Origin of the sequence: Corallococcus macrosporus DSM 14697 (assembly GCF_002305895.1) — a bacterium.
GTDB classification, from domain to species: Bacteria; Myxococcota; Myxococcia; order Myxococcales; family Myxococcaceae; genus Myxococcus; species Myxococcus macrosporus.
The window spans coordinates 2535404-2559786 of sequence record NZ_CP022203.1 but is presented as its reverse complement, the minus strand read 5'-3'; the positions used below and the strand labels follow the sequence as shown (position 1 = coordinate 2559786).

Below are 24383 nucleotides of genomic sequence, written 5' to 3'. Positions count from 1 at the left end.
GCCCTTCCTGGCGCGTTGTGCGGCGCCTGAACGTGCCGCCTCGCGTCATGGCTGTCTCATCGCGGTGTCCTCGGCGGCGGGAAAGCGGGTTTCTCCAGCGTTGCGCCGCGCGACGTGAGCGTGTACCCCGTCGCCGCGCCGTGCGTTAGCGGTGTCCGATTCTGGAGGCTCCGCGTGACGCTCGCTCCCCCTGCCCGTCCCCGTCCGCACGTGCTCGCGGAGGGCCTCGCGCGCTCCCGGGCCCACGAGGGGGGGCTCGTCCTGGGCGGCGCGCTGCTGACCGCGGGGCTCGCGCAGGTCTCCCTCTCTGTCCCGGGCTCGCCCGTTCCAATCACGGGGCAGTCCCTGGGCGTCATCCTCACGGCCGCGGCGCTCGGCCCCATGCGTGGCCTGGCCGCGCAGTGCCTCTATCTCCTGTTGGGGGCGGTGGGGCTCCCCGTCTTCGCGGAGGGCGCCAGCGGCGTGGGGCGCCTGCTCGGCGCGACCGGGGGCTACCTGGTGGGCTTCGTTCCAGCCGCCTTCGTGGTGGGCCTGGCGGCGCGACGGGGTCTCGACCGGCGCTGCTGGACCGCGCTGCCCCTCTTCCTCGTGGGGCAGTTGGTGGTCTTCGCCGTCGGCCTGCCCTGGCTCGCCCTCGCGGCCCGGCTCGGCATCGCCAAGGCCATCAGCGTCGGCTTCACGCCCTTCCTCCCCGGGGGGCTCCTCAAGGCCATCATCGCCGCCGTGCTGCTGCCCCTCGCGTGGCGGCTGGCGCGCGCCCACCGCGCCACCGCCCGCGCGCGATGAACCCCAACGCGAGCAGCACGACGAGCGCCGCGGCCATGAGGAGCGCCGGGTCCAGCCCGCACAGCGGCGCGGCCTCCTCGCGAGGCGCGGTGGCCACGAGCCCCGCGTCACCCAGCACCACCAACCCCGCCCAGGCCGCCGGGGGCAGCCCCGCGTCGCTGGCCTCGAGCTGCGCGGCCCTCAGCGCCGCGGAGACGCTCATCCCCGTGGCCAGGTGCCGGTAGAACCGCTCCATCAGGTCCGCCGCCTCGGCGTCACGCAACGGCCACAGGCTGGCCACCACCGCGCGCGCGCCCGCCTCGAAGAAGGCACGCGAGAGGCTCAGCACGCCCTCGCCCGGCAGCACCGCGCCCGAGGCGCTGCTGCACGCGGACAACACCACCAGCGCGCCATTGAGCCGCAGCCGCGAGATTTCACGCGGCTGGAGGATGCCGTCCTCCTCCTCCGTGCCCGGGGTGAGGACCAGCGCGGAGCGCTCCGGGGCCTCCGCGTCCACCACGGCGTGCGCCGCCATGTGCAGCACCCGGACCCGCGACAGGTCCGCGTCCTTGAGCGCGCGCTCGGAGGCCTCCGGGCCCACCCACAACCGGGGAGCCATGTGGGCGTCGCGCAGCGCCTCCTCCACCCCGAACCCTTCCCGCCGGGCCTCGGGGAGCGCGCCGAGCAGCGCGGCCTCCTCGAAGATGCCTGAGCGGGAGGCGGCGGCGGACCGGGACTCGCCATGCCCCAGGACCCATTCGGGGTCCGCCAGCACCAGCGCCTCGCCCCCCAACGTGGGGGGCGCATCCCCGCGCCAGTGCCGCCACAGGCTCGCCGAGGGCACCACCCCCAGCTCGTAGCGCGCCACCAGCGGCGCTCCCTCCCGGTGCTCCCGCAGCGCGGCGAAGGGCAGGTCATGCAGCGGCCCGTCTGGCACCAGCAGGAGCCGCCGCACCGTGGCGGGCAGCCCCGCGAGCGCCGGGCCCAGCAACTGCGCATGAAGCGCCACCGCCGCGCCGAGCTCGGAGCCATCCCTGCGCTCGACGAGCCCGGAGAACAGCGTGGCCGCCGCCGCGAGCCGCGTGCGCTCGGGGATGCGATGGACGCGGGTCCCCGCCCGCGTCACCACCAGGACCCACGCGCCCCCCGCGGACGTCCCGGTGAGGTCCACGTCATCCCCCACCAGGAAGACCAGCAGCGCCTCGTCCTCCTCCAGCCCCTGCTCCACGGCGTCCAGCGAGGCGAACTCCAGCGCGCCCTGGCGCGGCACCGGGCGCAGGTCCCGCTCGCGCCGCTCCAGCTCCTGGAGCTCCTTCAGCGCCGCGTCCCGCCCAGCGCCCGTCAGCAGCGGATCCAGGAGCCGGCGTTGGACCGCCACCAGCCGGGACTGCACCTCGCTCCGCTGCGCCCGGCGCTCCGGCGTGTCCTCCGCGTCCACGAGCGCACGCGAGGCGACCAGGGCATCGAGGAGCGTCCTCGCCCGGAGCCGTTCGCTCACCGCGAAGGTCCGTGACAGCGCCGCCCTGGGAGAGAGCGTGTGGGCCCGGCCCGTCGCGCCGCCGGCCTCCAGCGTCCAGCCCGCGAGCCGGTGGTAGTCCCGCGCCCACGTCGCGAACAGCTCCGCCTGGCTGGAGGCGTCCGACTGCGTCTGGCGCAGCGCCTCCAGCGCGTCCACCGCGCGCTCGGCGTGCGCCAGCGCCTCGGGCAGGGGCTGCGTCCGGTACGCCACCGTGCCGCGGCCGCGGAGGGCCAGCGCCAGGTACAACGGGTCGTTCCTTTCGGAGGCCAGCCGCAGCGACGCCTCCGAGTCCTGGATGGCCCCGGCCGGGTCCACGCCCGCGCGCCGCTCCGCGCGTGTCCAGAGGCACGACAGCCGCAGCTCCTGGGACTCCGGCGTCTCCGGCAGCGCCAGGCAGCGCGCCAGGAGCACGTCCGCCTCACGGTGCTCCTCCGGCGAGTCGCCCAGCAGGTCCGCCGTGAGCCGCGCCGCCCGGGCCACCAGCGTCGTGTTGCCGGTCCGCTCCGCGGCGGCCAGCGCCTGCCGCGCCAGCGCCAGGGCGCGTCCCCGGTCCGACAGGACATGCTCTCTCTCGAGTCGCCGCAGCGCGAGGTTGGCGAGCGTGAAGCGCCCATGCGCCTCCAGGAAGAGGTCGCCGGTGCTCCGGGTCAACTCCACCAGCCGGGCATTGATGTCCGAGGCCTCGTCCAGCCGTCCCAACCGCTCACTCACGGTGCCCATGACGGACAGGTACTGCTTCTTCATGCCCTCCGTGCCCTCCGGAAAGACGAGCGGCTCGGCGCGCTTGAGCACGCGGAACGCCCGGCCCAGGTCGAGCTCCACCTCGTAGAGGTGACTGGCCTCCACCATGAGCGCGCGGGCCCGCAGGTCCGGGCGGCCGGAGGTGCTCGCCACCTCCACCACACGCCGCGTCCACTGCCGGGCCTCCTCCGCGCGGCCCTGCGCCAGGAGGATGGCGCGCAGGTTGATGGCCGCCAGCACCTCGCCCTCCGCCTGCTGAAGCCGGTGGAACGTCTCCGCCGCGCGACGGTACGGCGCCTCCGCCGCCTTGTGGCTGGACAACATCCGCACATGCCCGAGCACCAGGGGCAGCCAGCCCTGGTCGGGGTGACGCGCCTCCAGGGCCGTCAGCGCGCGTGTGACCGCCTCACGCGCGGAGGCCTCCTGGGCGCACTGGTAGAAGCACATCGCCGCGTCACGGTCATCAGGCCAGGCGGCGAAGCGCTCCTGGCACGACTCGAGCGTGGGCGGCTGGGGACGGCTCGGCGCTTCCGACAAGGCCGTGGCCGGACACACCAGGAGCATGGCCCCCACCAGGAAGGAGAAGAGGCCGCTGTTGCTTCGTTCGGACCGGTGCGTCCGCGGTGACACGTCAGGGGGTAAGCTGAGGCGGCGGTGGAGGGACGCGCTCGCACTGGATGGTCACCGGCCCAGGGGGAGGCGGAGGAGGTCTGGGCATCGCCGACTCGATGTGACAGATGACGGGGTCCCGCCCGGGCTCCGGCTCCTCGGGGGACCAGCGCTCCACCGTCACCACCGCCACCGAGAAGGTCGCCACGCCCACCGTGGCGAAGACGCGTGCGAACACCGCGGACGCGGTGGGGACCCGGTAGGCCAGGCGCAACGGCGTATCCGGGTCCACCGTGCCCGTGGTCTGCGCGACGACGACACCGGCGGCGTCGACAAGCTGGAGCGTCGCCACCTGGCTCGCGCCCGTGCGGATGCCCGTCTCCACCACCGAGGCCACCACCTGGTCCCCCGCCTCGCCGTGGCTGAAGTCCGTCTTCACCGAGAGGGTGACGGGCTCCGACTGGCCCCAGGCCTGCCCTGCCCCGCCAGTCACCCCCATCAGGAGCGCCATCAACCCTGCTCGCATCCACTGTCGTGACTTCATGCCCGGCTCCGTTCTCATGATGAGTCCCCTGGACTTCGGACCGCGTGCTTCACTCCAACAGGTGGACGAACGTGGCGCTTCGCAGCACCTGACCGTCCGGCAACCGCGCTTCCACCTGCCACAACAACTTCGTCCCCGGCTTCAAGGGCGACAGCGTCTGCGCGGGCACCCGGTACTCAGGGGTCTCCAGCGAGTCCACGCGGTGGACCCAGCCCAGGTCCTCCGTGGACAACCGCACCGACCAGCGCGTTCCCTCGGGGCCGCCGCTCCAGCGCAGCACGCAGTCGGCGCGCTTGAGGGGCACCGCCTCCGGCACCCGCGAGACGACCGCCGCCGTGTCACCACCGCGCACCCGCGGTGGCTCCGGAATCTCCTGCTCCTCCCGCATCACCACGCCCACGACGATGAGCGCCAGGGCCGCGGTGGCCGCCACGCCCCACAGGGGCTGACTCCACGCGAAGCGGAAGCGGCGCTGCTGACGGACGTCACCGTCCCCGCGCCGGGCGCGCGGAATGTCTGCCCTCCGCGCCATGGGGGGCGCGGCCTCCGAGGCGGCGCGGGACAGCTCGACCGCCAATCGCCAGGCCGCCGCCCAGGCCGGGTCCGCCGCCACGCGCTCGACGACGGCGCGGCGCTCCTCCGCGGGCAGCTCGCCGCTCACCGCGCGCCACACGAGGTCCGCGTCCACCGGCGCGCCCTCGTGCTCCCCCGGGTCCTCGGCACGCACCGCGGCGCGCAGACGCTCGACGGCGGCGTCATCGGGCTTCGTCTCGTCGCGTCCTCGCTCGCTCACGGCTCGAATCCCTTCGTGGACAGGCACAGACGCAGCGCGGCCAGTCCCCGGTAGATGAGGTTCTCCGTCCGCTTGTCCTCCCAGCCCAGCAGCCGCGCGGACTCCGGCACGCTGTGCCCCTGCAGGTACAGCGTCACCGCCAGCCGGCGGTCCTGTACCAGCTTGCGCAGACAGTCACGCACGGCCTGGGCAATCTGCGAGCCGCCCGCGGCCTTCTCCGGGTCGCTCGGCGCCACCGGCGGCTCGGGCAGCGAGTCCACCTCCTCCAGGTGGACCTCACGGCGGCGCGACACGTTGCGCAGCTCATCCACCAGCGCGGTGTAGGCGACGCGGTACAGGTAGGCGGGAGACAGCGGGCCGCGGTCCGGTTCGCGCCGCCGCAGCTCCATGACGCGCATCATCGCCGTCTGCACCAGGTCATCGCGGCGGTCGGCCAGACTGGGCGGGCACACCCGGGCCACCGCACGGGCCAGGTCCTTGCGCAGTTGCTCCGACACATCCGCGGGGAGAGAGCCCATGGCCTGCGCCGGCCTGTGTCGTGGCTCCACGTAGAGGTTCCTCCGAGGTGCACTCATGGTCATCGAAAGGTCCCTCCCGCGGCAAGTGGGGTGACGGAATCAAGGTGTCTCCCGGGAGGCGCGGGGCTTCGCGCTCCCGGGAGACTGGACGACTACGGCAGGGCTGCATCCCGGACGGTGCCGTGAGGCCACGCATCGGCGTCGGCGCGGCGCACCGCGGTCACCCCGTGGGGATGGGAATGAGAAGTCATGGAGCCCCTTCAGGAGGGCGGCGCCGGGCCGTCGAAGTGACGGCCCGGCAGGTGCGCCTTGCCTCCTGAACGGGGGACGGGGTTCTTTCCCCTCACCTCACGCGGACGGTTTCCCCGCGCCGCTCCAGGCGCCCCGCCTCAGCGCTTGACGCGGAGCACCTGGAAGCCCACGCCCACGCTCCCGAAGCCGCTCGCGTCCTCCACGCGCACCACCAGCTCTCCGGACGGCAGCGCCCCCCACACGTCCGCGCGGGTCAGGTCCGCGCCGGCCATCCGCTCGTAGCGGCGCGCCTCCTGCCACGTCACGCCGTCCTCGCTGGTGAAGAGCCGCGCGGACACGTCGCCGTCGGCATGGACGTCTCCATGGCGGGACCAGGCGGTGCCCATCACCCAGCCGCCCCCGGGCACCGCCATGAGCGAGTACGCCGGCCCCGGCAGCGCCATCAACTCGCGCATCGTCCCATCCGGCGACAGGCTCAGGAGCTTCGGGCGCTCGGGCCCGAACAGCGTCGACTGGCCGAACAGCAGCGCCCCACCCGAGTGCACCACCCCCGGCAGGGCATTGGCCCCATAGCCACGCATCATTGAGGTCCAGGTCCGGCCCCCATCCGTGGAGCGGAGCACCGCCGCCTGCGCGCTGCTGCTCCCCAGGGTCGCCCAGAGCGCGCCCGTCTGGGGGTCCGCCACCAGGCCGTAGCCGTGACGGTGCGCCGTGAGCGTGGAGCGCACGGACCAGGTGGCCCCGCCGTCCGTGGTCGCCCACAGCCGGATGGGCACGGAGGACGAGGTGAAGGTCTGGTACTCCAGGAAGAACCACGTGCCGCCTGACCGCGCGAAGCTCCGGGGCCCCAGCGCGCGGTAGCTGCCCAGGCTCACCGCGTTCCCCCACGTCCGCCCGCCATCCGTGGAGCGCTGGAGGAAATACGCTCCGCTGTGACTGGCCACCGACAGGAGCGTCCCCCCCTCCATCGCCACCAGCGTCCACAGGTTGCCACCCGCCTGTCCCCGGACGGTGAAGGTGAGCCCCCCATCCGTGCTCGCCATCAGCCGCGAGCGCGGGCCCGCCGCGGGCAGGCCGTACAGCGTGCCCGAGTCATCCACCGCGAGCAGCTCGTGCGTGTCGATGGAGCGCACGGGCTCCAGGGTGAAAGGCCCCTCCCCCGGCTCCGGCTCCGGCTCGGGCCCGGGGCCAGGCTCCGGTGGGGGCTCCTCTTCGAGCACCCAGGACACGCGAGACACCGAGCCCCGCGAGCCCGCGTCCACCGCTTCGCCGTAGAGACAGGGCACCTCGCCGGTGCCCTCCGGCAGGACGTCCACGGCGTTGAGGTACCCCTTGAACGTCGCCTCCCCGTCCAGCGTCACCGCGCTCCCGAGCGCCCCGTCCGCGTCAACCGTCCGCATGCGCAGCTCGTAGCTCGCGTTGAGCGTCCGCACCCGGTTGTAGAAGACATACAGTGTGTCGCCGATGCGGGTGATGGCGGGCTGGGTCGCCCAGTCCGAGCTGTCCTCCACCAGCACGCGAGCGCCGAAGCTGCTCCCATCGAAGTGCCGGTAGTAGAGCGTCTCCAGCTCGTCCTTGTAGACGAGGTGCATGCCCCCCTTCCCGTCCGCCACCGCGCTCAGCGCCGCGCCATGATAGATGCCGTCGGAGAAGGCCTGGCGCACCGGGCCCCATGTCCCGAGGGGGTCCGAGTCCGAGCGGATGCGCATGCGCGCGGGCTCCCAGCCGTCATGCATGCCGTACACGAAGACGAGCTTCGTCCCCAGGCTGAGCAGCCGCCCTCCCCCCCGCCGCCGGACCGTGTCCAGCGACTGCGCCGGACCGAAGCCCTGTCCCTCATCCGTGGACACCGACACCACCGCGGTGGACCCGCCGTCGCGTTCCAGACGGAAGGCCTGCACCCACAACCGGCCACTCGAGTCCCGCGCCAGCAGGGCCCGTGAGTAGGCCGTGCTGGCATCCGCGTCGAACACCCGCACCGCGGGCTCCGGTACCCAGGTGTCCGCGCCGGGCTGGTAGCGCCACCATTGGAAGTAGACGTCGTGCTGGCTGGAGGCCGCCAACTGGGGGCCCTCATAGGAGTAGACGAGCGCCACGTCCCGCCCCACGGCCAGCAGCTCCGCCCGGTCCGCGTGCGCCGCGTTGGGCTGGATGTCCGCGACCCGCCGCGCCGTGCGCAGCGCATCCTCGGAGCGGTAGAGCACCAGCCCCTTGCCGTCCACGCCCCCATGCTGGATGGCCACCAGCCACGTCGGTGGCCGGTTGCTTTCCGTTTCGATACGAACAATGTGTCGCTGCGCCGGGAGCGTCAGGGCATTGCCCCCGCTCACTGGCACCAACGCCGTTCCGCTCGCCGCCACCACCGCGGCGAACATGGCCCCTGCCCACCCTGTCATGGCTCCCCTCCGCGTACGTCCCGCCGGGAAACTGAGCGTGGGAGCGCACGAAGGGAAGGTGGCCCCAGCACGTAAGACGATTCCGCCGGACGAAATGAACGGACACCTGCCCGCTGAGGCTCGCGGAGACAGCGCCCCGCGTCGCGCGCTCGACGAGGTCTCGGAACGGAACGCCAGTCGGCAGGAAAGGGGGCCTCGTCACTGGTTGGACAGCGCGGTTCGAAGGCTGTCGAGCAGGTAGGCGTTGAGTTCCTCGCTCGACAGCTTCGGCTCCTCCCTGAGTCTGGCCCGGGCGAACTGCTGCCACTCGTGCAACTCACGCGGCGTCGGCTGGCGGGGCCTGTCCGCGGGCATGCCCCGGTAGGCGCGGAACAGGAACTCGTAGGCCTCTCGGATGAAGCGGTCGATGTTGAGCTCCGCGGGCTTGCTCATGCCCGTCAGCTCGTTACGCACCGCATCGATGATGGCGTACTTGAGTGTCTCCGAGGTGATTTCCGGGTCGTCCTTCAGCTTCCCCGCCGCGAAGGCACGCCAGCGCTCCAACTCCTCGGCCGTGGGGGCACGGGACGTCCCCAGGTAGCAGAGGGACCCCCAGCCAATGGCCTCCATGATGTAGCCATCGATGTCGGCGGGCGACAACGTCTCCACCCCGATGGCCTGCGCCCGGACGGCGTCCGTGATGGCGTTCCGGAGCTCCTCCGGTGACAGCTTCGGATTCTCGGCGAGCTTCGCGTTGGCGAAGGCGCGCCAGTACGACAGCTCCACCGGAGACGCGTGGCGCTCCCGGCCCTCGTAACACAGCGACACCCACCGGACGGCATCGTCGATGAACCGGTCGATGTTCTCGGGCGACGTGGAGTCGGTGCCCGTCATCTTCGCGCGGAGGGTATCGGTGATGGCGTACTTGAGCGTCTCCGGAGACATCTTCGGGTCCTCCCGCAGCTTCTCCGCCGCGAAGGCGCGCCAATACGCCATCTCCGCCGGCGTGGCGCAGCGCTTCTTGCCCTGGTAGCAGAGCGTGACCCACTTGACGGCGTCCTTGATGAACCGGTCGACGTTCTCCGGTGCCGTCGAGTCCATCTTCGTCACCTTCGCCCGCACCGCGTCGATGATGGCGTATTTGAGGTCCTCCGGCGCGATGTCGGGATTCTCCCGCTTCTTCTCGGCGGCGAAGGCGCGCCACAGGCGCATGTCCTCATCGGTGGCGCTGCGTGGGGTGCCCTCGTAGCACCAGCTCACCCAGCCAATGGCTTCGCGGATGTACATGTCGATGTTCTCGGGCGTCGCGACATCCAGCCCGTCCCGCTCGAGCCGCAGCTCGTTCGCGATGGCGGCGCGGACCTGCTCGGCGGTGATTTTCGGGTCCTTGGCCCGGAGCTCGCGCGCGAAGCCCAGCCATTGGGACCGCTCCGGTCCGCGAGGCCACCGGTCGCCCTGGAAGATTTCCCGGTAGGCCTCGTCAATGCAGCGCGCCATGCGCTCGTCGGTGAGCACGCCCAGCAGCGAGGGAAGGACCTCCTTCGCGTGGGCCGCCTGCTGCATGGCATGGGAAGGGCCCAGGGACTCGGTGTTGTAGTACCGGGCAGCCGAGACCGGCGCGGCCCCCTGAGCTGGAATCACCGCGCCGAGCATGTCCACGAGCGCACGCGCGGAGCGCAGGTCCCCCGGGGTCCTGGCATTGGATACGGCGGCAGAAGGCAGACGCTCACCAATCCTCGTCATACGTCCCCCATGCGACTGAATGGTCATTGCGTGGAGGGATTAAGTGGCCCGGCCCGAGGACGATAGGCCCTCCTTCGAGGTGCCATTGAGGCCTCGCGCGCGGTGAACTGGCCCTGGAGCTGACGTTGATACTCCGACTCCCGGCGCTCCCAGTCCGCGTCGCCGTAGCGATGGTACAGGTACGCGCCGCCCGCGGCGGAGCCGAACACGGCCAGCAGCAGCCCGCTGTGAGCCGCTTCACCGGGTGCGTGTCACCGCGCTCACTGCGCGAGGCCTCGGAGCGGCTCCCGCGACCGGGCGCCGGTTCGCTGTCCGCGAGGGGGCCTGAATCTTTTTTCCGGCCCACCGATGATTTTCGCCGGCCCTGGCGGTCTCACTCACAAAACCGCATCACGGAGAACGCCATGACCACGACGACCCACACCGGATTCCAGCCCCCCCTCCCCGCCGTCTCCCCGCAGTCGGGCGCGCAGTCCGCCTCGAAGAAGGCCCTGTGGACCGGACGCATCCTGAGCGGCATCGCCGTCCTCTTCCTGCTGTTCGATGCCATTGGAAAGCTGCTCCAGATTCCCGAGGCGCAGCAGGGCACGGTGGAGCTTGGCTACCCCGTCAGCGTGCTCCTCGGCCTGGGCATCGTTCAGCTCGCGTGCCTGGCCGTGTACCTCACCCCGCGGGTCTCCGTGCTGGGGGCCATCCTGTGGACGGGGTACCTCGGCGGCGCGGTCGCCACCCACGTCCGGGTCGGCAACCCGCTCTTCTCCCACATGCTCTTCCCCGTCTACGTCGCGACGCTGCTGTGGCTCGGGCTCTGGCTGCGCGACGCGCGGCTCCGCGCCGTCGTCCCGCTCCGGGCCGCGAAGTGACACGCCACCTCCCCCACTGAAATGTTCCCCATCCCGCTTATATTTGCCCCATTCGCGACCACCCTGTTCGGAGCAGACACCATGGCTGGCAAGGCATCCCAGAAGGCGGCGAAGAAGGCGGCTCCCAAACGAAGCACGGTCAAGAAGGCCTCATCGCGGAAGGTCGCCGCCAAGGCGGCCCCCCGCAAGCCCACGGCGAAGAAAGCACCAGCGCGCGCCGCCGCGCCCAAGGCCGCCGCGAGCAAGCGCAAGAGCCCCGTGAAGGCCAAGGAGCCACGCCTCCTGTCGGGCGGAAATCCGCAGATCGCGAAGGGGTACGGCGATGCCCCCGTCCAGGCCTACATCGAGGCAATGCCTGGCTGGAAGCGCGACGTCGGGCTCCGCCTGGACGCGCTCATCGAGCGCGCCGTCCCTGGCGTGAGCAAGGCGGTCAAATGGAACTCACCCTTTTATGGCGTCGAAGGTCAAGGCTGGTTCCTCGGCATTCATTGCTTCGCCAAATACATCAAGGTGGCGTTCTTCCGCGGGATGTCGCTGAAGCCTGTTCCCCCAGGTGAGTCCAAGAGCCAGGACACGCGCTACCTCGACATCCGTGAGAATGTCCCGCTCGACGAAGGCCAGTTCACCGCGTGGGTGAAGCAGGCCAGCCAACTGCCCGGCGAGCGCATGTGAGCAGCCGCTGATATTCCGGTCCGCTTCGAGCTGGGTTCACGCAGGCCCCGGGAGCGTGCAGCCAGGCGCTTGAGATGGACTACGGCGAGTCCATACTATTGGTGCGTCGCTGCACGGCGTTTGCCGATGGCGTGCTGCACTTCGCCCGAGGTGCAATCCTCTGTCCGATGCGCGGCACGGAATGGCCCTCCGGGTGAATCGAGGCCTTCCCCCTCGGCGCAAGGAACGCGATGTTCGTTTCCATCTCATTCCCCCAGGAGAGAGTCGCATGCGCACCCTTTCGATACCCCTCATCGTCGCCACCCTCCTCGTCGGCTGCAGAGGAGACCCGGACCCCACGCCAACGCCTGACTCAGGCGTCCCGCAGCAGGATGCGGGACTCCCGCCGGAGGACTCGGGCGTTCCAGAGGATGACGCCGGCGTCCCGGAAGACGACGCGGGCATCCCGGAAGACGACGCCGGCATCCCAGAGGACGACGCGGGCATCCCGGAGGACCCGCTTCCCACCGGCCCGCCGGTTCCGCAGGGCCCGCCCAACGTGCCCGAGTTCGAGCCCGCCTTCCCCGGGCAGACGCGCGTCCCGGCCATCCAGTCCCAGACGCCCATCCAGGTGACCGAGATTGCCTCGGGCTTCCGGAACCCCTGGGCCATCGCCTTCCTGCCGGACGAGCGCATGCTGGTGACGGAGAAGCCCACTGGCTCGCTCTACATCGTCACGCAGCAGGGCGCGAAGTCCCCCGCCGTCTCGGGTCTGCCCGCCGTGGATGGACGCGGCCAGGGGGGCCTGCTCGACGTGGAGGTGGGCCCTGACTACGCGCAGAGCCAGCTCATCTACTGGACCTATGCGGAGCCCCGCCAGGGCGGCAACGGGCTGGCGGTGGCGCGCGCGCGGCTCGTGGACGGGGCGCAGCCTCGCGTGGAGAACGTGCAGGTCATCTTCCGCATGATGCCCACGCTCGAGTCGACGCTGCACTCCGGCGGACGGATGGTGTTCACCCCCGACGGCAAGCTGTTCGTCACGCTCGGGGAGCGCTCCATCCTCGCGGGCCGCGTTCAGGCCCAGGACGTGCGGAGCCACTTCGGCAAGGTGGTCCGCATCAACCCGGACGGCTCCGTGCCCGATGACAACCCGTACCTGAACAACCCGGAGGCGAAGCCGGAGATCTGGTCCATCGGTCACCGCAACATCCTGTCGGCGGCGCTCGACAGCCAGAACCGGCTGTGGACGGTGGAGATGGGGCCGCAAGGGGGTGACGAGGTCAACCGCCCCGAGGCCGGCAAGGACTACGGCTGGCCCACCATCGGGTATGGCGAGGAGTACTCCGGCGCGCCCATTCACGAGAGCCCCCAGGCCCCGGGCATGGAGCAGCCCGTGTACTACTGGGACCCGGTGATTTCGCCGTCGGGGATGACCATCTACTCGGGGACCCTGTTCCCCGAGTGGCGGAACAACCTCTTCATCGGCGGCCTGTCCGCCAGGGCGCTGGTGCGGCTCATGGTGCGCAATGACCGCGTGGTGGGCGAGGAGCATCTCCTCAAGAACCTGGACTCGCGCATCCGCGAGGTCGTCCAGGGCCCCGACGGCGCCCTCTACCTGCTCACCGACTCCACCAACGGCAAGGTGCTCAAGGTCACGCCGCAGTGAAGCGCCCGTAGTCCACGGCGCGCTCCCCGCTCCCCGGGCAGCTCAAGCCTCGGGGAGCGGAAGCAACCGCGCCGAGGCGCACCGGGCGGCGGGGGCAGCCGGGCGGGCGGGCGCCATCATTCCGCCCGGGCCCGCCCGGAATCGCCTACGCTGCCCGCCGTCCCCTGAAAGGCCGGTGTGCGTCGCATGGGTGGTCGTGTCCTCTCGCCAGTCCTCCTCGTTGGTGCCGGAATGGGGGAGGCCACCTGCGGCATCCTGTACCTGGCGGGCTACCTGCGGCGCGGCGGCATCGAGGCCTTCGTGCGGCTGTACGACGGGGACGAGACGGAAGCCGAGGTGACGCGCTCCTTCGAGAGCCTCCTGCGCCGGGTGCGCCCGAAGCTGGTGGGCATCAGCCTCAAGTGGTTCCACCACGTGGACCGCGCGCTGCTCATCGCCAGGGTGGTGCGGCGAATCGACCCGTCCATCCGCGTCGTCGTGGGCGGCAACTCCGCGTCCTACTGGTGGAAGGAGCTGAGCGGCTACGACAGCATCGACCACATCGTGCTGGGCGACGGCGAGGTGCCCCTGCTGGCGCTGTGCAACGGCGAGGAGTCGCCGCCCAACGTCGTGACGCGGTACCCGGATGGCCGGCCACGCCGGCTCCCGCTGGCGTACGTGCAGCGCGCCACGAACACGGACGACATCCACTACTCGCACTTCGACGACATCTTCCTCAGCCAGATGGACCTGCACTCGTTCTCCGGCTGGGTCGCGCCCGGCAAGGGCTGCGGTGAGAACTGCCTGTACTGCGGCGGGGCGCGCGGCAACCAGAAGGCGGACTTCGGCCGCGCGAAGCCCTTCCTGCGCGCCGAGGAGAACGTTCGCCGCGACCACCAGGAGATCGCCGGCCGGACGTGGCAGATGCGCTACGACTTCGCGGGCAGCACCGCCGGGTTCCTGAGCAGCACCTGGGCGGGCGTGGACCTCTCCCACCACTGCTGCACGTACTTCCTGTGGGGGGTGCCCCGCGTGGAGCTGGTGGCGGCGCTGGCCGCGACGTTCCAGCGCGTCTACATGGTCATCGACATCGGCTGCTTCTCCGAACAGCAGCGGCTGGAGCAGATGGGCCGGGGCCTGCTCAAGCCGTGCGCCAAGGACCGCGAGCTGCTGGAGGTCATCGACGCCTGTCGGAAGTACCCCAACCTGGACATCGAAATCTCCGGCATCGGGGGGCTGCCCTTCGCGAGCAGGGCCACCCTGGCGGAGGAGCTGCGGCTGGTGGAGCGCATCATCGACCTGGACTGCGTGGTGGGCTACCAGCGGCTGGAGGCCCAGCCCGGCGCGCTGGTGACAGAGCACCCCGCGCGCTTCGACATGGTGACGGAGGCCAAGAGCTTCGCCGAGTTCCTCGACTACTTCGAGCGCCGCGAGCCCGGTGACGTGTCCGTGCCGATGATTCGCTTCCGCGACGCGGGCCTGGAGGCGGCCGTCCAACAGACCTCCGACCGGGTGGACGCCCTGGCCTGGAAGCACCGCGACGCGCGCAAGAGCGTCACCGTCCAGGACAGGACGCGGCTGCGCAACACCGCGCCCTGGACCCAGCGCTTCACCCTGGGGGACTGGCTGGGCAGCCACCGCGCCCCCGCGAAGCTCGCGGGAGAGCCGGTGACCGTGTTGCGCTCCGTGGATGGCATCACCCTGAGCTGCGCCCCCTCCGTCAGCCCGAGGCGGTTCTCCGAGCCCACGCTCACGCAGGGCGAGGACGGCGCCATCCTCCTGGCCGCCCTGGCCGCCTTCGAGCACCCCACGACGGTGTCCAGCGCGGTGTCAAAGCTCGGCGCCAAGGCCCGGCTCGACCCGTATTCCGCGCGGGAGGTCATCGACCATCTCGTGGACGGGCGCTTCCTCCAGCCGGCCTGAGCGCCCTCCTCCAAAAAAGGGGGCGGAAAATCGGCCGGAAAAGGCATGTCACACGCGGCCCCGGCTGCGTCGTCCTGGGGTGGAAGGCAGGCACTTCCGCCCTGCACGACCCACAGGAGCCGAATATGAAGCCCCGGATCACCCCGTTCACCGCCGCCCCCGATGCCATGAAGCTGACGCTCGAGTACGGCCAGAAGGTGCTGGCGCTCGGCCTGGAGAAGAGCCTCCTGGAGCTGGTGAAGATTCGCGCCTCGCAGTTGAACGGCTGCGCGTTCTGCATCCACATGCACACCACGGAAGCCCGCGCGCACGGAGAGCGCGAGGAGCGCATCTACCTGCTGGACGGCTGGCGCGAGTCGCCGCTGTACACCGACCGCGAGCGGGCGGCCCTGGCCTGGACGGAGTCCCTGACGCTCGTCTCCCAGACGCGCGCGCCGGATGAGGACTACGCGGCCCTCAAGCCGCACTTCACGGAGCAGGAAATCGTGCACCTCACCCTGCTCATCGGCATGATCAACACCTGGAACCGCATCTCCGTGGGGTTCCGCGCCGTCCACCCAGTCACCGCTCCCAACACCGAGGCCGCCTGACGTGAACCCCGCTGACGTCTTCGACCCGCTGCGCCCCCGCCTGCTCCGCATCGCGTACCGGATGCTGGGCATCGTCGCGGAGGCCGAAGACGTCGTGCAGGAGGCGTACTTGCGCTGGCACCAGACCGACCGCGCCGCCGTGCGTGACGCCGAGGCCGTGCTCGTCCGCACGGTGACGCGGTTGTGCCTGGACGTCCTGAAGTCCGCCCGCGTGCGCCGCGAGGAGTACGTGGGCACCTGGCTTCCGGAGCCCATCGTCGACGCGGTGGAGGGTGATGACTTGACGCTGACCTTGATGATGGCCCTGGAGCGGCTGTCCCCCTTGGAGCGGGCCGCCTTCCTCCTGCACGACATCTTCGGCATGGACTTCGAGGAGGTGGCGAAGGCCATCGACCGGGACCCGGCCGCCTGCCGTCAGCTCGCCAGCCGCGCGCGGGCGCACGTGCGCGAGGCCCGGCCCCGCTTCCCCGTGTCGGAGGAGCAGGGCCGGGAGCTGGCCTCGGCCTTCTACGCCGCGTCGCGCGGCGGGGACATGGGCGCGCTCCAGGCGCTCCTGGCCCATGACGTCGTCGTGTACTCCGACGGCGGCGGCAAGGTGAAGGCCGCCATCAACCCCATCTACGGCCAGGAGAGGACACTGCGCCTGTTCGAGGGACTGCTGCGCCAGTTGGACGTGAACTACTCGCAGTTGGTGCACGAGGGCTTCATCGACGGCCTGCCCGCCTTCGTCACCCTCGAGAAGGACGGCACGCTCCAGACGACGGCCTTTGGCGTCGAGGACGGCCGCATCGCCACCATCTACGTCACGCGAAACCCCGACAAGCTCCGGAGCATCCGCGGGCTGGTGGAAGACAAGCTGCCGTCCTGAGCGGGTGCGGCGACAGACTTCAGTCCTGGCGTGCCCCCTGGCGGTAGCCACGCGGCCGCTGCCCGCTGGTGGCCGCCTTCCTCCTCCACCCGCACGTCCTTGCGAAAGCGCACCACGTAACCGAAGCCCGTCGGGCCAGCAACGCGTGCGTCAATCCGTGACAGGGTTCGCCCCTTCGAGCCTGGCTGAAGCGCGCGCCCGGCCCTGGCGGTGAGGCGTCAGGGACCTACGCGAACCTGCCCAGGACAGCCAGGTCCTCCATCCCCAGTGCACGGCTCGTGCCCGGCTCCCGCGTCAGGCCTCCATCTGCGACGGGGAGGTGCGTGGCGGCGCTGCCGTCGCCATCTCCCCGGTCCTGGAGGGCGGGCGCAGGTTGCGCCTCGGCCCGCCCGGACTCCAACGTGAGGAGCGGGGCGGAGGCGCACCCACGCGAAGGTGAGCGGCGTGCACCGAGACATGGGAGAAGACATGCGAGCAAGGCTCAACGCGCGGGCGGGCACCTGCCTCCTCGCGATGGTGCTGGGCGTATGGGGCGGAGGGGTGTGGGCCGCCACGCCAGGGGCGCGGACGGTCGTCACGCTGGCCTTCGACGACGGGCTCGCGGAGCAGCGACAGGTGCTGGACATGCTCTCGGCCTCGGGACTGAAGGCGACCTTCTACATCATCAGCGGGCGGGTGGGTCAGTCCAGCTACATGACGGTCGACGACCTGCGCCGCCTGGCCGCGGCCGGACACGACATTGGAGGGCACACGCTGCAGCACGATGAGCTGTTGACGCTGACGCCCCAGGCTCAACGGCAGGAGATATGCGAGGACCGCTTGCGCTTGCTGAGCTGGGGCTTCGCGCCGACCAGCCTCGCCTTCCCTTTCGGCTCGAATGATGCGGCGGTGAACCAGATGGCCGCGGCGTGCGGGTACAACTCGGCGCGCGACGTGCGCGGCCTGGTGGACACCTGCGGCTCCTGCCCGCCCGCGGAGACCATCCCCCCCTTCGACCCTTACGAGATTCGCACGCCCGCCACCGTGACGCGCGACGACGGGCTGGAAACGATGCAGGCGTGGGTCACCGCAGCGGAGGCGGCGGGAGGCGGCTGGGTCATCATCGTCTTCCACTTCGTGGAGCCGGACTGCACGAAGCACACCTACTGCGTGAAGACCGACGTCCTCCGGGAGTTCATGGGGTGGCTCTCGCAGCGGGCGTCGCTGGGGACCGAGGTGCGCACGGTGCAGGACATCATGGGCGGCGCAGCGCGTCCCGCCGTGCACCCCGTGTCCCAGGAGCGCGGCGCCGCGCTGAAGAACCCCTCGCTGGAGGCGGAAGAGAATGTCGACGGCGTCCCCGACTGCTGGCAGTTGGGCCCCGCTTACGGGGGCACCGTCCGCACCGAACGCTCGGCCGAGGCGCACAGCGGCGTCTGGTCCTACCGGCTGGAGCGCCTGGACGCGTCCGGGGACGCGCCCTCCCTCCACGTGCTCCGCGACGACGGCACCTGTGCGCCGTCCGTCACACCCGGGCACGGCGCGCGGGTGAGCGTCTGGTACCGCTCCAGCACGCCGCTGCACCTGAAGGCGTCCGTGCAGGGCCTGGATGGGACGTGGAAGGAATGGGAGCGAGGCCCGAGCCTGCCTCCCGCCGAGGCCTGGACGGAAGCGTCATGGGTGCTCCCCATCGCGCTGCCAGCCGACGCGGGAGGCCTGAGCGTGGGCGTCGCCATGGAAGGGGCGGGTTGGGCGCTGGTGGACGACTTCGGGCTGGAGGCGACGACGGCCCCCGCGGCGCGCCTGGTCCTGGACGCCCCGGCTGGGGGAGAAGCGCTCGTCGCGGGCCAGGACGTGGAGGTGCGGTGGTCCACCTTCGGCGCGGTCCCGGCGCTGGACGTGGCGTACTCCACGGAGGCGAGCGCCGACTGGGTGCCAGTGGCCACGGCGCTGGAGAACACAGGCACCCTCACCTGGCGCGTCCCAGACGCACCGAGCCGGGAAGCCGTGCTCCGCATCGCCAGCACCATGGACGGGACGGTGGAGGCAATGAGCGCGCCCTTCCGCATCCTGGCCGGAGCCTCGCCGGCTGACCCTGGCGAGTCGCCCCCCCTGGAGACTCCGCCCCAGGAGGAGCCTTCCGAGGACCTCCCCGCCGGAGAGGTTCCTGGAGACGGGCAGGTGCAAGGCGAGAGCGGCGGCTGCGGAGGATGTGAAGGCACCGGGGCGGGCGAGGTCTGTCTCGCGCTGGCCGGTGGCCTGTTCGTGCTCGCCCGCTCACTGTCGAGGCGACGGCGGGGGGCACGGTCCGCTCAAGCGGGACAGCAGGGTGCGCGCCGCGAGGAGGGAGATGGCGGCACGGGTGGCGGATGAGGCCGGGAGCGCCGCGGTCATCAGGTGCGCCAGGTCCCGCGCATCCGCGACCTGGAGTCCTTCCCCCTCTGGACGTCTGGCCATGCCAGCGATGTCCGGCGCGGCGAAGCGCCGGAGGTCGGCCCACCTCGCCTTGGCCTGGTCTATAAGGTCGAGCGCCCGTCTCGGATGGGGCCATCCCAAGAGGAGTCACCCATGTCTGTCTACGAAGTCACCGTCCCCTGCTTCGCGCAGATGCTGCGTGCCCTGGTTGGCTTCCTGAAGAAGGGGGAAGCGCGGGCTCGCGAGCTGGGCTTTGACCCGAAGAACCTGCTTCAGTCGCGGCTGGCACCTGACATGTACCCGCTGGCCAACCAGGTCCTGTTCGCATGCACCCAGGCACAGCAGGCGGTGCTGAGGCTCTGCCAGCATCCGCTGCCCGCGCTCGAGGCGCCGGTGGACATGGAACAGGCGTACGCGTTGATTGAACGAACGCTTCACCTGCTGTCCACCGCGGACAGGGCGCGCATCGATGAGGGGGCTCAACGCCAGCTCTCCATCGAGCCGCCGGGTGGCATGGTCTTCGACATGACCGGCAGCGAGTACGCGCTGCACTGGGCGATACCGCAGTTCTACTTTCACCTGGTCACGGCCTACGACATCCTGCGGCACAACGGGGTGCCGCTCGGCAAGGCCGACTATGTCCCGCACATGTTCGCCTACCTGCGGAAGCCAGCGGCCTGAGTCGCGGGACGCCAGCGTTCAACGGCGCGGAGGACGTTGCGCGGTCGAGGTTGGCGCCTGGAGTCCACCGCCGGGACGTGCCTTCCCCATTCCTGATATGCGACGGAGCCGTCTGCTCCCACCATGCCCCAGCTCCTGGTCCTCCCCGACGGCCGCCGTCTCCCGCTGGACAAGCCCGTCATCTTCAAGCACGGGCGCTCGCGGATGGGCACGGTGCTGGCGGTGGCGCAGGGGCTGGGACTCGCGACTGCGGGGGTCTCCTTGGGGACCGCATTGTCGATGCGCGGGCCGGACGGCCGCTACAGCACGAGCGACGCCGGGAAGGCGCGCACGCTCAACGCAACGTACCTGGCAGGGGCCTATGTCTTCGCCGCGGCCTATGTGTATGGCGTCCTGGATGGCGTGGTGTTGACGCCCGCGCCGCCAGGACATCCGGCGCCTTGAGACACGGGGCGGGCGCCTCGCGGCGCGTCATCTCCGCGCCGCACGCGACCTTCTCCGTGGCGCCAGCCAGTCCGCGTGCGCTGGCACGCGCCTCCGGAGACGAGAAGTTCATTTGATTGCGGTTGCAACATCCCCCCAACTGACTGACGCTTCGTCTACGTGGCGTGAATCGGAATCCACCGGAGGCCTGATGTCCAACCCCGTACGCGTCGTCTTCCGCAACCAGGCCAACGCGCCTGTCACGGTCATCATCAACGGCTACATGAACTCAAGCTCGCTCCCGGTCCGGGTCTATTCGGGGCAGGTCACTGGCATGAGCGGTGTCTTCCAGGTGTCGGGCTACGGCTCCTACGCCTGCTCCGCGTATGCGACGACCATCGTCTCTCCGTCGCTCGCGCCCCAGACGGACGTGTCCGTCGTCTTCACCTCGGAGCCAACGCCATGAGCACGATGCGTGTCGTCTTCGCGCCCCTTCCGGGGCAGACCTACTCGGCGGACATCAAGAAGATCACCCAGGGCAAGCCTGACGGGGTGACGTTCGTGCAGGTCTCCAAGTCGGCGACCACCGACGTCACCACGACGTTCTCCGGCGAGCCGGGTGGGAGCTACTTCATGCAGCTCTACCCCTCGGGCGGAGCGAAGGCCCTCTCGGGGACGGCGACCTTCTCGTCGGACGTCACCATCACCTTCGGCGCGCTCTTCACGGTCTTCGACGAGGGATGAGCGCCCCGCTGTCCGAAGAGACGCCGTCGCTCTTCCTGGTGTCTCTGCCGCGCTCCCTGTCTTCGAGGACGTGGCAGTGGGCGCGCGAGCTGTTGCAGCTCGCGTCCCCTGGCTGGGTGACGGATGGCGAGGTGCTCAACCTGGAGCGCTTCGGCTTCGCGTCCAAGCCCGCGGCGCTGCACTTCCTGCGTCCGTCGGACGGCCCCGCCTTCGAGGCCGCCCGCGAGCACCTCGTGCACCTGGTGCGCCCCACGGGCTGGGCCTACAAGGACGTCACCCAGCCCTTCGTCGTCTCCGCCGCGCTCGCCCGACCCAGCCCCCTCCGGGTGCTGAAGGTCCACCGCTCCCTCGCGGACGTCGCGCTCGCCATGGGGGACCGGGGCTGGACCTATCCGGCGCGAGGCATGCACGGCGAAAGCCCCGACGAGGCGCTCATCGAGGGCCTGATTGACGCCCAGGAGGCGCTGGATTCCATTCCCGGCATGGTCGTGGACTTCGACGACCTGGTGATGGACGAGCTCGCGCTGCCCGCCTCGCTCCGGGGCCTGTATCCCGGGCTCGCCATGCCCGACGCCGTCTCCTTCGACGAGGCGTTCCTCCGGGCGCGGGATGAGGTCCTCACGCGGCGCCGGGGCGAGCGCCACCGGATGCTGGGTGACAAGGTGCTCCAGGCCATGCAGCGCCGCGCGGAGCGCCGGGCCGCCGCCGTGGACGCGCCCCGGGCCGCCGCGCCGGTGTCCGGGCGCCGGAGCCGGCCCCGCATCCTCGTGGTGGGAGATGCCGTGGCGCCCACCGGCTTCAGCCGGGTCACCGAGAGCATCTTCCGGCCCCTCGCCAGCGACTACGACATCCACCAGCTCGGCATCAAATACGCCGGGGGCGCCCACGAGCTGCCGTGGACGCTCCACCCCGCCATTGATGCCCGGGGCGTCAGCCGGCTGCCGGAGCTGTGCGCGTCCCTGGCTCCGGACCTCATCTTCCTCGTCAACGACATCTGGGTGCTTGGGGACTATGCCCGGGCGCTGGGCCGCGTGCCCGGACGCCACCGGATGGTGGCCTACTGCCCCGTGGACTCCGGCCCCCTGAACACGAGCTTCCTCGCCGGGCTCCAGGGCATCCACCGCCTCATCGCCTACACCACGTTCGGTCAGGGCGAGCTGAACGCCGCCGCCGCCCGGCTCCCCACCCCGCCCACCTGGCCGCGCGTGGATGTCATCCCCCACGGCATCGACACCAACGTCTTCCGCCCCCTGGCGCCCCCGGGCGAGTCGCTCGTCGCGTCCCGCCGTCGCAGCCGCGCCGAGCTCTTCGGGACGAACGAGCTGGACGACGCCTTCATCGTCCTGAACGCCAATCGCAACCAGCCACGCAAGCTCGTCGACCTCACCGTGCGCGGCTTCGCGGCCTTCGCGAAGGGGCGGCCCGACGCCCGGCTCTATCTGCACATGGGCACCGAGGACGTGGGCTGGGACGTGCGCGGACTGGGGGAGCGCTTCGGCGTCACCGACCGGCTCATCATCAGCACGGACCAGCGCTTCGCGCCCCGGCTGTCGCTCGCCCAGCTCAACCACGTCTACAACGCGTGCGACGTGGGCGTGAACACCTCCAGCAGCGAGGGCTGGGGGCTCGTCGCCTTCGAGCATGCCGCCACGGGCGCCGCGCAGGTCGTCCCCGGCCACACCGCGCCAGGGGAGCTCTGGGCGGGCAGCGCCGAGCTGCTCGACGTGGCGTTGACCTTGTGCCAGCCCCGCATTCTCACCGACGCCCACGTGCCGTCCGTGGACTCGCTGACGGCCGCGCTGACCCGGCTGTACGAAGACCGGGCGCACCTGGAGGCCCGCTCCCGGGCCGCCCACGCGCTCGCCACCCGCCCCACGTTCCGGTGGGACAACATTGCCCTGGAGTGGGCCCGCCTCTTCGAGGACGAGCTCAACCAGGGTGGAGGCCGTCCATGAACCCCATCTACCAGCAGGCTCTCGCGGGCACCCTGAGCTCGGCACCCACCGGCGGCATGCGCTCCGTGCGCTTCTGGAACAACCTGCCCGTGGACGCGCAGCTCTTCTACCTCACCGAGGACGGCGCCCGGTGCGCCATGGGCGTGGTGCCCGCGGGCTACGCGGCCAACTTCTGGGTGGCCAATGGGGACTACGTCAGTTGGTCCTGCCTCCACACGGGCTCGTTCATCGGCGTGTGCGACATCACCTCCAGCATCGCCAGCGTCTTCTTCGGGCCCAACTTCATGGTGGCCCCCAACGACATCGGCCTGCCGCCGCAGCCCACCTCCGCGGTCATCATTCCCCCGGACTCCCCACGCGTCCTCGTGGCGGCGGGCCTGCTGAAGAACCGCAACCGCACGATTCGTGAGCAGTACTGGCGGCGCCTGCCCGAGTCCTACACCATCGCGCCGGGTGAGACGCAGACGGTCAGCAGCACGTCCACCTCGAACATGCAGCAGACGTCGTCGACCACCGACACCGTCTCCGCTTCGCTCGGCGCCAGCGCGAGCGCGGGCTGGGGCCCCATGTCCGTGGGCATCTCCGCCAGCCTGAGCGCCAGCTCCACCAGCTTCCAGGAGGTGTCCCTCAGCACCGAGTACACCGCCTACGTCTCCGACACCCTCACCGCCACCGCGGACCACACGCAGATGTTCCTCAAGTGGCAGATGATGGACATGGTGAGCGTGCTCGCGCCGAACGGCGAGGTGCTCTCCAGCATCGTCAACGGGCTGTCCCCGGTGGTGCTGCAAGGGCCCTACAACCTGACGGACCTCTCCACGCTGGCCGCCGCGAAGCAGGCCCTGCTCCCGGCGCGCCCGGGCTTCCCGCGCACGCGAGTCGCCGCCCGTCCGTTCCGGCCCCGGGCCGCGGAGGAGCGCAGGTGATTGTCGCGTATTGGAACACCCAGCGGGCCAGTGGCCTGGAGTCCTCCGCCGAGGGGCCCCAGAGCCGCTGCATCTGGTGTTGCGAGCAGCTCCTGCGGTGGATCCACGACACCGTCCGCGCCCACCAGGCCGTGCCGTCGCTCATCTTCCTGTCCGAGGTGTCCCAGGGAGGAGGCCCGATGGCCGCGTTCCTCTCGAGGGTCAGCGGCTACCAGGCGCGCTACATCCCCGCGGGTGACCGGAACAACAACCCGAGCCCGTGTTCCTACATCATCATGTGGCGTGAGGAGTTGAATCCCCGGATTGAGGTCGTCGGGGCCAGCCAGAAACGCCCCGTGTTGCGGGTGCGGGTGCGCGGCCTCACCGTGGGCGGCGTCCACATCATCGCCAACCGCCAACAGGCCCCTGATGAGATTTTCGGCGACATCGCCGAGCTCAACCAGGAGCAACAGCCGGCGGTGCTCCTGGGCGACATGAACTATCCCTGGGAGCAGCTCGCTGGGAGCGCCTATCAGCCGGGCCTGTCGGGCGAAATCAAGGATTTGTTCGACTGGACGCCGGTCAACCCTGGACTTCTGGCCACGTATGGCAAGCAAAAGAAGTCCGGAGCGCTCAAGACCGAGACGCTCGACTATCTGTGGAGGTCCTCCGACGTCAGCCGCATCGAGGCCATTCCTCCGATTCCCGGCTACAACCAGTGGAGGATGATTGACCACGCGCCCATCGCCTACCGCATCCACTTGAATGGCGAGGACGAGGTGATGGACGAAGCGGCGGCGAGCGCCTCGCTCCGCCCGCGCGTTGAGCCCCGGCGGCGAGCCCTCCGTACGAGCTGAGCCGCCAGGCGCCTGGACACCCTCC

At 70.8% G+C, this 24383-nt stretch carries 21 protein-coding genes; 15 read left to right on the top strand and 6 right to left on the bottom strand.

Going from position 1 to position 24383, the window contains the following annotated elements:
* Nucleotides 1-174: 174 nt before the first annotated feature.
* Entirely contained in the window at nt 175-786 is a 612-nt protein-coding gene (locus MYMAC_RS11000) for a biotin transporter BioY (protein WP_239989473.1), read from the top strand.
* On the opposite strand, the gene MYMAC_RS38345 is transcribed toward MYMAC_RS11000, so the two are convergent.
* The 6 genes from MYMAC_RS38345 to MYMAC_RS10970 form a co-directional block, all read right to left on the bottom strand.
* Nucleotides 713-3589, bottom strand: a complete 2877-nt coding sequence (locus MYMAC_RS38345; RefSeq protein ID WP_275663276.1) for a CHAT domain-containing tetratricopeptide repeat protein — start codon at nt 3587-3589, stop codon at nt 713-715. The two genes, MYMAC_RS11000 and MYMAC_RS38345, sit on opposite strands and share 74 nt — an antisense overlap.
* A gap of 67 nt (nt 3590-3656) precedes the next feature.
* Nucleotides 3657-4178, bottom strand: a complete 522-nt coding sequence (locus tag MYMAC_RS10990; RefSeq protein WP_239989472.1) for a hypothetical protein — start codon at nt 4176-4178, stop codon at nt 3657-3659.
* Nucleotides 4179-4227: 49 nt separating this feature from the next.
* Entirely contained in the window at nt 4228-4971 is a 744-nt protein-coding gene (locus MYMAC_RS10985) for a hypothetical protein (RefSeq protein ID WP_239989471.1), read from the bottom strand.
* Nucleotides 4968-5489 carry an RNA polymerase sigma factor gene (locus MYMAC_RS10980; protein ID WP_095958048.1) on the bottom strand — a complete coding sequence of 174 codons (522 nt, stop codon included), beginning with the start codon at nt 5487-5489 and terminating at the stop codon, nt 4968-4970. The genes MYMAC_RS10985 and MYMAC_RS10980 overlap by 4 nt, the downstream gene beginning before the upstream one ends.
* A 389-nt stretch (nt 5490-5878) precedes the next feature.
* Complete coding sequence (locus tag MYMAC_RS10975; RefSeq protein WP_095958047.1) at nt 5879-8137, bottom strand: WD40/YVTN/BNR-like repeat-containing protein; 2259 nt, start codon at nt 8135-8137, stop codon at nt 5879-5881.
* Nucleotides 8138-8335: 198 nt separating this feature from the next.
* On the bottom strand, nt 8336-9757 hold the full coding sequence (locus MYMAC_RS10970) for a hypothetical protein (protein ID WP_239989470.1): 1422 nt from the start codon (nt 9755-9757) through the stop codon (nt 8336-8338).
* 506 nt (nt 9758-10263) lie between these two features.
* On the opposite strand from MYMAC_RS10970, the gene MYMAC_RS10965 reads away from it, so the two are divergent.
* The 14 genes from MYMAC_RS10965 (at nt 10264) to MYMAC_RS10900 (ending at nt 24358) form a co-directional block, all read left to right on the top strand.
* Nucleotides 10264-10722, top strand: a complete 459-nt coding sequence (locus MYMAC_RS10965; RefSeq protein WP_095958045.1) for a DoxX family protein — start codon at nt 10264-10266, stop codon at nt 10720-10722.
* 21 nt (nt 10723-10743) lie between these two features.
* Nucleotides 10744-11394, top strand: a complete 651-nt coding sequence (locus MYMAC_RS10960; RefSeq protein WP_239989469.1) for a DUF1801 domain-containing protein — start codon at nt 10744-10746, stop codon at nt 11392-11394.
* A 268-nt stretch (nt 11395-11662) separates the two neighbouring features.
* Complete coding sequence (locus tag MYMAC_RS10955; protein ID WP_095958043.1) at nt 11663-13039, top strand: PQQ-dependent sugar dehydrogenase; 1377 nt, start codon at nt 11663-11665, stop codon at nt 13037-13039.
* A gap of 186 nt (nt 13040-13225) precedes the next feature.
* On the top strand, nt 13226-14941 hold the full coding sequence (locus MYMAC_RS10950; RefSeq protein WP_095958042.1) for a B12-binding domain-containing radical SAM protein: 1716 nt from the start codon (nt 13226-13228) through the stop codon (nt 14939-14941).
* A gap of 125 nt (nt 14942-15066) precedes the next feature.
* On the top strand, nt 15067-15531 hold the full coding sequence (locus tag MYMAC_RS10945) for a carboxymuconolactone decarboxylase family protein (protein ID WP_013938785.1): 465 nt from the start codon (nt 15067-15069) through the stop codon (nt 15529-15531).
* Nucleotide 15532: 1 nt separating this feature from the next.
* Nucleotides 15533-16399 carry a sigma-70 family RNA polymerase sigma factor gene (locus MYMAC_RS10940; protein WP_013938784.1) on the top strand — a complete coding sequence of 289 codons (867 nt, stop codon included), beginning with the start codon at nt 15533-15535 and terminating at the stop codon, nt 16397-16399.
* Between the two features lie 468 nt (nt 16400-16867).
* Complete coding sequence (locus tag MYMAC_RS10935; RefSeq protein WP_239989468.1) at nt 16868-18751, top strand: polysaccharide deacetylase family protein; 1884 nt, start codon at nt 16868-16870, stop codon at nt 18749-18751.
* 195 nt (nt 18752-18946) lie between these two features.
* A complete protein-coding gene (locus MYMAC_RS10930) occupies nt 18947-19474 on the top strand; it encodes a DUF1993 domain-containing protein (RefSeq protein WP_095958041.1) in 528 nt (175 codons plus the stop codon).
* Nucleotides 19475-19597: 123 nt separating this feature from the next.
* Nucleotides 19598-19918, top strand: a complete 321-nt coding sequence (locus MYMAC_RS10925; protein ID WP_013938780.1) for a hypothetical protein — start codon at nt 19598-19600, stop codon at nt 19916-19918.
* A gap of 190 nt (nt 19919-20108) precedes the next feature.
* Nucleotides 20109-20363 carry a hypothetical protein gene (locus MYMAC_RS10920; protein ID WP_095958040.1) on the top strand — a complete coding sequence of 85 codons (255 nt, stop codon included), beginning with the start codon at nt 20109-20111 and terminating at the stop codon, nt 20361-20363.
* Nucleotides 20360-20641 (top strand): hypothetical protein, encoded by a 282-nt coding sequence (locus tag MYMAC_RS10915; RefSeq protein ID WP_095958039.1) that lies wholly within the window; start codon nt 20360-20362, stop codon nt 20639-20641. Before MYMAC_RS10920 ends, MYMAC_RS10915 begins: the two co-directional genes overlap by 4 nt.
* The gene (locus MYMAC_RS10910) at nt 20638-22596 is read left to right on the top strand and encodes a glycosyltransferase family protein (RefSeq protein ID WP_095958038.1); all 1959 of its coding nucleotides are present in this window, start codon (nt 20638-20640) and stop codon (nt 22594-22596) included. The genes MYMAC_RS10915 and MYMAC_RS10910 overlap by 4 nt, the downstream gene beginning before the upstream one ends.
* Nucleotides 22593-23522 (top strand): hypothetical protein, encoded by a 930-nt coding sequence (locus MYMAC_RS10905; RefSeq protein ID WP_095958037.1) that lies wholly within the window; start codon nt 22593-22595, stop codon nt 23520-23522. Before MYMAC_RS10910 ends, MYMAC_RS10905 begins: the two co-directional genes overlap by 4 nt.
* Nucleotides 23519-24358: an endonuclease/exonuclease/phosphatase family protein gene (locus MYMAC_RS10900; RefSeq protein ID WP_095958036.1), complete on the top strand. Its 840-nt coding sequence runs from the start codon at nt 23519-23521 to the stop codon at nt 24356-24358. The genes MYMAC_RS10905 and MYMAC_RS10900 overlap by 4 nt, the downstream gene beginning before the upstream one ends.
* Nucleotides 24359-24383 lie beyond the last annotated feature (25 nt).